This is a genomic window from Rheinheimera mesophila (assembly GCF_000986865.1).
Lineage (GTDB): Bacteria > Pseudomonadota > Gammaproteobacteria > Enterobacterales > Alteromonadaceae > Pararheinheimera > Pararheinheimera mesophila.
This window is the reverse complement of record NZ_LAVS01000086.1, coordinates 26,432-38,210: the sequence shown is the minus strand read 5'-3', so window position 1 is coordinate 38,210 and position 11,779 is coordinate 26,432. Positions and strand designations below refer to the sequence as shown.

12 protein-coding genes are annotated in these 11,779 nt (G+C 45.9%); 8 read left to right on the top strand and 4 right to left on the bottom strand.

All coding sequences use genetic code 11. The features are described from left to right. Positions 1-2: 2 nt before the first annotated feature. Both SD53_RS12860 and SD53_RS12855 read left to right on the top strand, forming a co-directional pair. Positions 3-617 (top strand): response regulator, encoded by a 615-nt coding sequence (locus tag SD53_RS12860; RefSeq protein WP_046520604.1) that lies wholly within the window; start codon positions 3-5, stop codon positions 615-617. Next, on the top strand, positions 602-1,039 hold the full coding sequence (locus tag SD53_RS12855; protein WP_046520603.1) for a response regulator: 438 nt from the start codon (positions 602-604) through the stop codon (positions 1,037-1,039). The genes SD53_RS12860 and SD53_RS12855 overlap by 16 nt, the downstream gene beginning before the upstream one ends. 24 nt (positions 1,040-1,063) lie before the next feature. On the opposite strand, the gene SD53_RS12850 is transcribed toward SD53_RS12855, so the two are convergent. Continuing rightward, positions 1,064-1,930, bottom strand: a complete 867-nt coding sequence (locus SD53_RS12850) for an OmpA family protein (protein WP_052749386.1) — start codon at positions 1,928-1,930, stop codon at positions 1,064-1,066. A gap of 129 nt (positions 1,931-2,059) precedes the next feature. Between SD53_RS12850 and rnt the strand changes: the two genes are divergently transcribed. Further along, complete coding sequence (gene rnt, locus SD53_RS12845) at positions 2,060-2,737, top strand: ribonuclease T (protein ID WP_046520602.1); 678 nt, start codon at positions 2,060-2,062, stop codon at positions 2,735-2,737. A 75-nt stretch (positions 2,738-2,812) separates the two neighbouring features. Here rnt and SD53_RS12840 read toward each other — a convergent pair whose 3' ends face one another. Then, positions 2,813-3,151, bottom strand: a complete 339-nt coding sequence (locus tag SD53_RS12840) for a Grx4 family monothiol glutaredoxin (protein WP_046520601.1) — start codon at positions 3,149-3,151, stop codon at positions 2,813-2,815. Between the two features lie 225 nt (positions 3,152-3,376). Here SD53_RS12840 and SD53_RS12835 point away from each other — a divergent pair, with 225 nt between their 5' ends. From SD53_RS12835 to SD53_RS12820, 4 genes are all read left to right on the top strand, one after another. Next, the gene (locus SD53_RS12835) at positions 3,377-3,961 is read left to right on the top strand and encodes a Fe-Mn family superoxide dismutase (protein ID WP_046520600.1); all 585 of its coding nucleotides are present in this window, start codon (positions 3,377-3,379) and stop codon (positions 3,959-3,961) included. Positions 3,962-4,191: 230 nt separating this feature from the next. Continuing rightward, the gene (locus tag SD53_RS12830; protein ID WP_046520599.1) at positions 4,192-6,114 is read left to right on the top strand and encodes a PrkA family serine protein kinase; all 1,923 of its coding nucleotides are present in this window, start codon (positions 4,192-4,194) and stop codon (positions 6,112-6,114) included. Positions 6,115-6,136: 22 nt separating this feature from the next. Next, positions 6,137-7,405, top strand: a complete 1,269-nt coding sequence (locus SD53_RS12825; RefSeq protein WP_046520598.1) for a YeaH/YhbH family protein — start codon at positions 6,137-6,139, stop codon at positions 7,403-7,405. Between the two features lie 23 nt (positions 7,406-7,428). Continuing rightward, on the top strand, positions 7,429-8,931 hold the full coding sequence (locus SD53_RS12820; RefSeq protein ID WP_046520597.1) for a SpoVR family protein: 1,503 nt from the start codon (positions 7,429-7,431) through the stop codon (positions 8,929-8,931). Between the two features lie 58 nt (positions 8,932-8,989). Here the strand turns inward: SD53_RS12820 and SD53_RS12815 are convergent, their stop codons facing one another. Both SD53_RS12815 and SD53_RS12810 read right to left on the bottom strand, forming a co-directional pair. Continuing rightward, entirely contained in the window at positions 8,990-9,946 is a 957-nt protein-coding gene (locus SD53_RS12815; RefSeq protein ID WP_046520596.1) for a sensor domain-containing diguanylate cyclase, read from the bottom strand. Then, on the bottom strand, positions 9,947-10,927 hold the full coding sequence (locus SD53_RS12810; protein WP_241481798.1) for a response regulator: 981 nt from the start codon (positions 10,925-10,927) through the stop codon (positions 9,947-9,949). Positions 10,928-11,123: 196 nt separating this feature from the next. Between SD53_RS12810 and tpx the strand changes: the two genes are divergently transcribed. Continuing rightward, positions 11,124-11,732: a thiol peroxidase gene (tpx, locus tag SD53_RS12805; protein WP_052749372.1), complete on the top strand. Its 609-nt coding sequence runs from the start codon at positions 11,124-11,126 to the stop codon at positions 11,730-11,732. The last annotated feature ends 47 nt before the right edge of the window (positions 11,733-11,779 follow it).

The window sequence follows — 11,779 nt, the reverse complement described above, 5'->3', positions numbered from 1 at the left end:
AATTGAACTTACTTTTCGCAGAGGATGATGCTTTACTGGCGCAACTTTTTCAGTTGCAGGCACAACAGGCGGGCCACGCCGTGTGCTGGGTTGAAAATGGTGATGCCGCAGTCCAACAGGCGTTGAGTTACCAGCATGATGTAATTCTAATGGATGTACAGATGCCGGTTATGGATGGCGTCAGCGCCATGCAGCTTCTTCGCCAGCTTGGGTTTGATCGCCCTATAGTGGCGATGTCTGCCGAGGACGTGGTTGAAACTGGTTTTGATTTGGTGTTGAAAAAGCCATTGCATTGGGACCAGGTCCAACAGCAATTGTCTCAGTTTCAGCTTGCTCCGTCCGCTGTGTTGCAGGTTCCGCTGGAGTTAAAAAATGCCTATATTCAGCACGTTGAACACGCATTAAGGCAACTGGAGCAGTTATACCATGAAGAAAAATGGCCTGAGTTTGCCGCTTTGGTGCATCAATTGAAAGGCAGCGCTGGCAGCTTTGGTTTGGAGCAAATCAGTCAGTTTGCGCATCAGTTTCAAATCAGTCGGGAGCAGAGCGGGGATGAAGAACTGCGCGCTTGTGCAATGTTGTTTTTGGAGCAGTGTAAGGCATGCAAACTAAAATAAAACTGCGTGATCAGAAAATACTGCTGGTTGACGATTTGGACTACAACAGGCAACTATTGCGGCATAATCTAACCGCATTGTTTTCGCAGCATAATTTAAAATACAAAGCTTTCAGTTATTTTCAGGCCCATAATGCCTCTTCCGCCTTGCTGTCCTTCAGCCAACAAAGTCCTGACTTGGTTTTTCTCGATATAGAATTACCTGATGGCTCAGGTATTGAGCTGCTAAAACGCTTTAAAGAGCAAAAACCTGAATGTTTTGTGGTTATGGTCAGCGGCGTCAGCACATTGGACAATGTGAAAGCCAGCATAGCAGCGGGAGCAGCCTCGTTTATTGTCAAACCTTTTACCGCCGATAAAATCCTGGCTGTACTCAGACAATTTGAGCGTCATTATGACAAGTTGTTAAAAACAGCAGAGTAAATCTCGCTGAAAAGCCCTGAATTATCAGAGCTTTTCCATTTGAATCACTACGCGACGGTTTTTGGCCCGGCCTAGAGAAGTTTCATTTGAGGCGACATGGCGTTTTTCACCTAAACCTTCAGTGCGTATTCTACTTTCTTCCAGACCAAAACTGACCAACTTGGTTTTGATCGCTTCGGCACGTTTGATCGACAATTGCTCGTTCATCCAACGACCACCAAAGGAATCACTATAGGCCTGAATGTCGATGCTCTCGATGCTTTGGTCATGTTTTAAATACTCGGCAATGTGCTCGAGGCGCTTTTTAGAGGCTTTGGTCAGCTCATCACCGCCGGATTCATAAGTCAGTACAGTAAATGCAATATCATCAAAGGTATAAGGCAACAAAGCACTGACACACTGGGTAAACTGATCCATGGCTTCAATAAAATGTACAGGGTTTAACGACACACTGACTTTATCGTAAGGGCTGTACCAGTCGGCGAAGTAAAAGGTCGGGCTGTAGCCCTGCTCCAGCTCTGTCAGCATAATCCAGCTTTCCGCTTTACCTAAATCGCCGTCAAACTGTTTCAGCATTTTCATGCTACTGATGGCTTTAGCTTGCTCGCCGGGACGCCAGACCGGAGGCACTGACAGCACTTCTGCCAGCGCATAGTGATCAGGTAAACGCAGCATATTCAATTCAAACTGCATATTCAGCTCTTTGCCGGCCGTACTTCTGAAAAAAGCTTCTCCAAAGTGCGGCACGGGGTGACTTAACTCACACAACAAAGGCGAGTTTTGCTTTAAAGTCCAGGTGGACTGGTCCAGGGTCGCGGAGTATTGGCGCAAGCCAGCCTCTGCATGGACCGCCACAAACAGAACCAGCCCCAGCCAAAGCTTATATCGCATAGGTTTCCCTTTTTTCATCTCAACACCCGTTGTTTTTCAACTTCCACCAGGACAAACAAGGTACTCAAACAAGACGCTTTGCAATTTATTTGGCATAATGCCTGCCTATCTTATCAGGACACAGGCCTTATGACTCAAGCTTTACATCCGTTAGCACAACGTTTTCGTGGCTACTTCCCTGTTGTTATCGACGTAGAAACCGCAGGCTTTAATGCAAAAACAGATGCATTGTTAGAAATCGCTGCAACTTTGTTGACTATAGACGAAAAAGGCATGCTTGTTCCAAGCCAGACGCTGCATTTTCATATTGAACCTTTTGAAGGTGCAAACCTCGAAGCCAGCTCATTGGCTTTTAATGGTATAGACCCCTACAACCCGCTTCGTGGTGCGGTTTCAGAGCGGGAAGCGCTGACTGAAATTTGCCGGGCTGTGCGTAAAGCGCAGAAAGATGCAGACTGCCAACGTGCCGTTGTTGTGGCTCATAACGCTGCTTTTGATCAGAGCTTTTTAAATGCGGCTATTGAGCGAATTAAATTAAAACGCTCTCCTTTTCATGCGTTTGTCTCCTTTGACACCACGACTTTATCCGCGTTGGCGTTAGGTCAGACCGTACTGGCCAAAGCCTGCAAACAAGCCGGTATTGAGTTTGACAACAAAGAAGCACACAGCGCTTTGTATGACACTGAACGCACCGCTGAGCTGTTTTGTTATATTGTCAATCGCTGGTATCAACTCGGCGGTTGGCCGCCACCTATGCTGCTGGATGAGAGTGAACCGGAAGAAAGTACCGAATCCGATCCAGCATAATTCAGCCTCTGCTCTAAATACAGATGCAGAAATACAAAAGGCAGCTTGCGCTGCCTTTTTGCGTCAAACACAAGATTACTCTGCGCTTTCGCTGTTGTACTTAGCCGCCGTCTCATTAATCAGCGGCTGCAATTCACCACGCTGGAACATTTCCAGAATAATGTCACAACCGCCAATCAGTTCGCCTTCCACCCACAACTGCGGAAACGTTGGCCAGTTGGCAAATTTAGGTAATTCAGCACGGATATCCGGGTTTTGCAGAATGTCGACAAACGCAAAAGGTTGGCCGCATGCAATCAGGGCCTGAGACGCCTGAGCTGAAAAACCGCAACTCGGTAATTTTGGCGAGCCTTTCATATAAATAATGATTGGGTTATCAGCCAACTGTTGTTTAATTTTTTCAATGGTTTCCATCTTCAGCCTCTGGCACTACTGGGTTTAAAAATTTGTGTTATTTTACGCTCTGTTTGTTCATTTCGCACTTGAGATTTTGCAAAACGTCCCAAGAATATGGGGAGCAGACGACTGCATTGCAATCAATTCAAACTGCAAAATTTACGACTAAAACTTGAGTAATTTAGTCGGGTTTTGTAGTCTACGCGATGCAGACCCCATAAACAACGCCTACGGAGAACGACAATGGCTTTCGAATTACCAGCATTACCTTTCGCAAAAGACGCATTATTACCTCACATCTCTCCTGAAACTCTGGATTATCACCATGGCAAACACCATAACGCCTATGTCGTGAAACTGAATTCATTGGTCGAAGGTACTGAATTTGCCGGTAAGTCTTTAGAAGAGATCATCCGTACCTCTCAGGGCCCTGTATTTAACAACGCGGCTCAGATTTGGAACCACACTTTTTACTGGCATTGCTTATCGCCAAATGGTGGCGGTGAACCAACAGGTGCTTTAGCTGCCGCCATCACTGCACAGTGGGGCTCTTTCGCCGCGTTCCAGGCTGCATTTAATGACAAGGCGGTAAACAACTTCGGTTCAAGCTGGACTTGGTTAGTGAAAAAAGCGGACGGTACTTTAGATATCGTCAACACCAGCAACGCTGGCACACCACTGACGGATACTTCAGTGACGCCACTGATGACAGTAGATCTGTGGGAACATGCATATTACATCGACTTCCGTAATGCACGTCCAACTTACTTAAATGCCTTCTGGGCATTAATCAACTGGGAATTTGCTGCGAAAAACTTCGCAGCTTAATTCGCTGTTGCTGTAAATCCTGGAGCCCGGTTCGCCGGGCTTTATTTTTTGTTCCCATTTAAAAACCAGCTCCCTTTTACGAAGTTCCTCCCTGTTCCGTGAACTCATCGCTACAAAAAAATTCATATTTTTCTGTGAATTAGTTGAGCGAAGCGCTTTTTTACTGTCTAACCTTACATCAGTGGCTTTATTTGCATTCAGTTCCCACAGACCAGTTTCGGAGGTGCACTATGGGCATTTTTGAGCACTACAAATCCAGATATGAAGCAGCGAAAGAAGAGGAATACAGCATTCAGGAATACCTGGAGCTGTGTAAAAAAGACAAAAGCTGTTATGCAAGCGCTGCGGAGCGTTTGTTGATGGCCATAGGTCAGCCTGAGCTGATAGACACGGCACAGGATCCTAAACTCAGCCGCCTGTTTTCCAATCGTGTGATAGGTCGTTATCCGGCTTTTGCTGAATTTTATGGTATGGAAGATGCGATTGAGCAAATTGTCTCTTACCTGAAGCACTCAGCTCAAGGGCTGGAAGAGCGTAAGCAAATTCTCTACCTGTTAGGCCCTGTCGGTGGTGGTAAATCCTCTTTAGCCGAAAAACTCAAATCGCTGATGCAACAGGTCCCGGTGTATTACCTTAAAGGCTCCCCTGTGTACGACAGCCCGTTATGCCTGTTTGATGTCAATGAGGATGGCACTATTCTGGAGCAGGAATACGGCATTCCCAAACGTTACCTGAAAACTATTATGTCGCCCTGGGCCAGTAAACGCTTGCATGAGTTTAACGGCGACATCAGTCAGTTTAAAGTAGTGAAAAAGTATCCCTCTATTCTGGATCAAATTTGTATTGCTAAAACGGAGCCTGGCGATGAAAACAACCAGGACATCGCCTCTTTAGTGGGGAAAGTCGATATTCGTCAACTGGAGCATTTTGCCCAAAACGATCCGGATGCCTACAGCTACTCAGGCGCCTTGTGCCGTGCCAATCAGGGTCTGATGGAGTTTGTCGAGATGTTCAAAGCCCCGATTAAAGTGCTGCATCCTTTGTTAACCGCTACCCAGGAAGGCAATTACAACGGTACTGAGGGCCTTGCTGCACTGCCCTTTGAAGGCATTATTCTGGCGCACAGCAATGAGTCCGAATGGCAAACCTTTCGTAACAACAAAAACAACGAGGCCTTTTTAGACCGGGTGTACATCGTCAAAGTACCCTATTGCCTGCGGGTATCAGAAGAAGTCAAAATTTATGAAAAACTGCTGGAGCATAGCGAATTAAAAGTAGCCCCCTGCTCTCCGGCAACCTTGACTTCGCTGGCACAGTTTGCCGTATTATCACGGTTAAAAGCACCGGAAAACTCCAGTATTTATTCAAAAATGCGGGTTTATGATGGCGAGAGTTTAAAGGACACCGATCCTAAAGCCAAATCCTATCAGGAGTATCGCGATTATGCCGGTGTGGACGAAGGCATGTCGGGTTTGTCCACCCGCTTTGCTTTTAAAATTCTATCCCGGGTCTTTAACTTTGACTCAACTGAAGTGGCGGCAAATCCGGTGCATCTGTTTTATGTGCTGGAGCAGCAAATTGAGCGGGAACAATTTCCTTCCGAGGTTGCAGAACGTTATCTGGAACACTTAAAAGGTTACTTAATTCCGAAATACATCGAGTTTATTGGTAAAGAAATTCAGACCGCCTATTTAGAGTCTTACTCCGAGTACGGCCAGAATATTTTTGACCGTTATGTGATTTATGCAGACTTCTGGATCCAGGATCAGGAATACCGTGATCCGGAGACAGGTCAGTTGTTTGACAGAGCCGCACTGAATGCTGAGCTGGAGAAAATTGAAAAACCAGCCGGTATCAGTAATCCAAAAGATTTTCGCAATGAAATCGTCAATTTTGTATTGAGAGCCAAAGCCAAAAACAATGGCAAAAATCCAACCTGGACCAGCTATGAAAAACTTCGCACTGTGATAGAGAAAAAGATGTTCTCCAGCACCGAAGAGCTGTTGCCTGTGATTTCTTTTAATGCCAAAACCTCCACCGACGATCAGAAGAAACATGATGACTTTGTCGATCGGATGATGGAAAAAGGCTATACCCGTAAACAAGTGCGCTTACTAAGTGAGTGGTATTTACGGGTTCGCAAATCGCAGTAAGGTCAGAGCCTTTGGAGGTTGTATGGCGCATTTTATTGACCGACGCTTAAATGGCAAAAACAAAAGTGCTGTCAACCGACAGCGCTTTATCCGCCGCTACAAACAGCAAATTAAACAAGCTGTGTCTGACGCCATCAGCAAACGTAGTGTCACTGATATCAATAGCGGTGAAAAAGTCTCTATTCCCGGCAAAGACATTACTGAACCTTTTTTTCATCAGGGTCAGGGCGGTCATAGGGAGCGGGTGCATCCGGGAAATGACCAGTTCAGCACAGGCGATAAAATCAAACGACCACAAGGTGGTCAAGGCAGTGGTTCAGGTCAGGGTGATGCCAGTGCCGATGGGGAAGGCGAAGACGAATTTGTGTTTTCGATTTCTAAAGACGAATACCTGGATTTGCTGTTTGAAGATTTAGAACTGCCGAATCTGAAAAAAAACCAGTTGGATAAGCTGGTGCAATACAAAAATGTACGGGCTGGTTTTCGCTCAGAAGGTGTACCCACTAACATTGACATAGTGCGCTCACTGCAAGGTTCCTTAGCGCGCCGTGTGGCTATGACGGCAGGTAAAAAACGTGAACTGCATGAACTGCAAGCCCAGTTAGCACGGATCGAGGCCGAGCCAGTGCCGGATCAACATCAGTTGATGGCGCTGCGCGAACAAATCGCGCTGCTTGAAAAACGAATAGATGCAGTGCCTTTTATCGACAGCTTTGATTTACGCTTTCGTAATTTCCAGAAAAGACCTGAACCGACCAGTAAAGCAGTGATGTTCTGCCTGATGGATGTGTCGGGCTCGATGGATCAGGCCACCAAGGACATGGCCAAACGTTTTTATATCCTGCTGTATATGTTCTTAAGCCGCAGCTACAAGAATGTCGACGTGGTGTATATCCGCCATCATACCCAAGCCAAAGAGGTGGATGAGCAGGAATTTTTTTACTCACAGGAAACAGGCGGCACTATAGTGTCCAGTGCGTTGAAAATGATGGCCGATATTATCAAAGACAGATATGACCCGGCCGAATGGAATATCTACGCGGCGCAAGCCTCAGACGGCGATAACTGGGCCGATGACAGTCCACAATGTGCTGATTTATTGGCGCAACAGATTTTGCCTTTTGTACGCTATTACGCCTATATCGAAATTACCCCAAGGCCTCATCAAAGCCTGTGGCTGGAATACGAGAAACTGCAGCAAAGTTTTGATAACTTTGCCATTCAGCCGATACGGCAAGTCGCAGACATTTATCCTGTATTTCGCGAGCTCTTCAAAAAACAGGCCGCTTAGCTACTGACTTCTGGGAGTTGCTTATGTCTTCTGTCACACAAAAACAACCTTTATCCGATGGTCCGGACTGGAGTTTTGAATTGCTTGGCCAGTATCAGGCTGAAATTGATCGGGTCGCCAAACTATACAAACTCGACACCTACCCCAACCAGATTGAAGTGATTACGGCCGAACAAATGATGGATGCTTATTCCAGTGTTGGTATGCCTATTGGGTATAACCACTGGTCATACGGTAAAAAGTTTATCCAAACCGAACAAAACTACAAACGCGGCTTTATGGGGCTAGCCTATGAGATTGTGATTAATTCCAACCCCTGCATCGCCTATCTGATGGAAGAAAATACCATGACTATGCAAGCGCTGGTGATGGCGCATGCCTGTTATGGCCATAACTCTTTTTTTAAAAATAATTACTTATTCCGCACCTGGACAGATGCGTCTTCCATTATCGATTATCTGGTGTTTGCTAAGCAGTACTTAAGTCACTGCGAAGAAAAATACGGGATCAGTGAAGTGGAGGATATGCTGGATTCTTGTCATGCCCTAATGAATTATGGGGTGGACAGATACAAAAGACCACAAAAAATCTCGATGGATGAAGAGCAAAAACGCCAGAAAGACCGTGAAGCCTACTTACAATCTCAGGTCAATCAGCTTTGGAGAACCATTCCAAATAAAGGCGATTTATCAGCAGAGCATGAATACCGTTTTCCCTCCGAACCTCAGGAAAACATCTTATATTTTATTGAAAAAAATGCGCCACTGCTTAAGCCCTGGCAACGTGAAGTAGTGCGTATAGTACGCAAAATTTCACAGTACTTTTATCCACAAAAACAAACCCAGGTGATGAATGAAGGCTGGGCCACTTTCTGGCACTACACCATATTGCAGCATCTGTATCAGGAGAACCTGGTCACCGACAAGTTTATTCTTGAAGTGCTGCACAACCATACCAATGTAGTCTATCAACCTGAATACCACAGCAAATATTACTCAGGCATAAATCCTTACGCTCTGGGCTTTGCCATGTTTACCGACTTACGCCGTATCTGTGAGCAACCAACCGCAGAAGATAAAGAATGGTTTCCGGATATCGCAGGTTCGAACTGGCTGGAGACTTTGCATTTTGCTATGCAAAACTTTAAGGACGAGAGCTTTATCAGTCAGTACTTATCCCCCAAAGTGATCCGTGATTTTCACCTCTTTGCCATCACAGACGATGACAGAGAAAGTACATTGGAAGTCTCTGCCATTCATAACGCGGAGGGTTACCAACAGATCCGCCAGACCTTGTCCGCTCAGTACAACTTAAGCAACATCGAACCTAATATTCAGGTGTACAGTGCAGATATTACCGGCGATCGCAGCTTAACCCTGAGATTTATTCCAAATCAGCGGATCCCGCTGGCTGATAATTTTCAACAGGTGCTGAAACATGTACACAGGCTGTGGGGCTTTAATGTGCAATTGGAACAGCTCAATGACGACGGCACTGTGAAATTATTGGGCAGTTGTCCGCTGTAAATTTTAAAACGGGGGGTCATAGGTTGTTCACTGTGAACGGTCTGATAGCACCCCGTTGTTATTCGGCTTTGGTAATACAGTTGCGGCCAGCGGCTTTAGACTGATACAACGCCTTATCCGCAGCTTCAATCCAGTCGCGATACTCCCCCATCTGCGAATGGTACTCAGCCACACCAATACTGACAGTCACCCGTAAGATCTGCTGATTGTACTCCACCGCAATAGCTTCGACATTTTTGCGTAAACGCTCTGCAAAAAACATCGCCTGATCGACTGTGGTATCCAGCAGCAGCACAGCGAACTCTTCGCCACCATAGCGCCCGGCAACGTCAGTGCTTCGCAGATTTTTTTTCACTGCAGTTGCAACCTGCTGGATCACCGCATCTCCGGCCGCATGGCCATAGGTATCGTTTACCCTCTTGAAGTGGTCAATGTCACACATCAACAGAGTACTGTGATGACCACTGCGCTTAATCCGCTTGTATTCGTTAATCAAGGCTTCTTCCCAACAGCCCCTGTTGTTTAAACTGGTGAGGAAATCTGTTTTGGATAAAGTGCGTAGTTGCCCATTCATCGATTCGAGTTCAATGCGACTGACCGCTACATCCGTCACATCGTAAATGATCAGACAAAGGTGGGTCACTTTCCCCATCGTATCGGTCAGCGGGAATATAGTGCTGTTTTGATACATGTATTCAGCAGACCCGGTAATAGGCCGGTAATTACGAAACTTGAAAATATAAGGCCGCTGCTCCCAGATGGTAAAAGCACGGTTTTTTAGCAGGATCACCGGGTCACATTTACGCCGTAACCAGTCCTCATCAATTTCAGAGAATAAATCAAACAAGTATCTGTCGCGGACCTGACGGGGCGTCAAGCCGCTATGATTTTCCATAAAACCATTCCATACCTGAATGCGGTAATCAGCAGAGAGTACCACCAGGCCAACATCAACCGTCTGGAACATGTCCATCAACCAGTGGATTTCAGATACATCTACGTTGCTTTGTGACATTTAATCTTCCAGCAGGAATTCGACTTTATAATTCAGAGTTTTGATACTGTCTTCGGTAAACAGCAGTAATAAATCGCAGCTAATATTATAGTTTTCAATACCGTAGCTGATTTCTATCGCTAAAGTGCGGCGCCAGCGTCTGGCATTGGCTTTAATCAGTTCACTAACAGGGGCATGTTGTCCCAACACCACAGGGTGGCCCTGACTAAAACTCATATCAATTTGTTCTGCCAATCCTTTTAATACCGCCCCAATCAGGATATTGGCGATATCCATTAATAGCTCCAGCTCCACTTTGCTGGTTAGCTCGCCGTCGTATTGCATCAGCCTGGCTATATCAACAAAACTGGAGTCATTGAGGATCAACAGTGCTTCGCCAGCCACCCCACCGCCAATAAAGCCCTGACAGACCGCAGAGGTGTTTTCTTTTTGCTCAACGGAAGCAATCGCCATATGCAGCTCGCTGACTTCAATCACATTGACATTGGGAATTGGCAATTTGACAAAAACCTTCAGCAGGCGCGCTAATAAATCACCCGCTTGTCCCATAGCTACGTTACTCAGCTCCTGAAACACATCCCTTAAATCATTGGACAGGACAAAAGAGCCGGTATTTTTTTGCGCCGGAATTCTGGGCTCAGTTTTGGCTTGATGTTGCTGCTCAATAGCTTTTTGCTCAACCAAGCCAAGGACATGATTCAGCTTTTGTTGATCAACTGGCTTCTTAATAAAATCCAGAGCACCAAAGGCCATAACCCGTTCGCGGGCTTCTGGCTGAATATCACCTGAAACCACGACAGTTTTCACAGAGAGCTGTTGTTGCTGAATAGCGGCAAGCACCTGATAACCATCCAAAATAGGCATGTTCAGATCGAGGAATAACAGATCAATAGGCTGACGTTGCAAGATATCTAACGCTTCCCCACCATGACCGGCAAACTGGATATTTTGCTGCCACTGCGCAGGTAAAGCTCTTGCCATTTGTTTGCGTGCAAGGTTGGAATCGTCACATATCAAAACTGCTGCTACCATTTACGGCTCACTTCACGTATTGTTATTTTCCAGTGTAGTCAGAAAGATGGCTCTGCGCTAACCCTGTGTAGTATCTGACAAAAAATAAGCAACACCTACTATTTTTTTCACTTTAAGCCGTATTACCAAACTGGGAGACACTTAAATGTCGTCAAATCTGATAAAAATTATCACTCTGAGTCTGGCCTTGAGTCCTGCGGTCTGGGCTATCGATTTAAACGCCCAATTACCAAGCCGCTTGTCCGAAGTCAAAGCCGGTAATAAAGCGGTAGAGTTACAAGGCCATCAGGTGCAGTTGCAACAACAGGCACCGGATTTTCAGGTGGTGGACGAGAAGTTTAAAACCATCAAACTGAGCGACTTTAAAGGCAAAACTGTATTGATCAGCGTGGTGCCCAGTGTTGATACAGGCATTTGCTCGTTACAAACCAAAAGATTTAACCAGGAAGTCAGCAAAGTGTCGGACGATGTGGTGATGATGACGATCTCGACCGATCTGCCCTTTGCCCAAAAACGTTATTGTGCGCAGGAGAAAGTCGATCAGTTGCTGGTGTTATCCGATGCAGTGTGGCGCGACTTTGGCAGCAATTACGGTTTATTAATTAAAGACATGGGCATTCTGGCGCGTGCAGTATTAATCATTGATAACAAAGGGAATTTAGCCTACCAACAGCTAGTACCTGCTTTGGCTCAGGAGCCTGACTATGCCCATAGCATGGCCGCCCTTGCTCAAATTACTGGCAAAAAATCTTAAATTTTTACCTGCTCCCGCTCTTGAAAATTTTCTAAGCGCACATATAA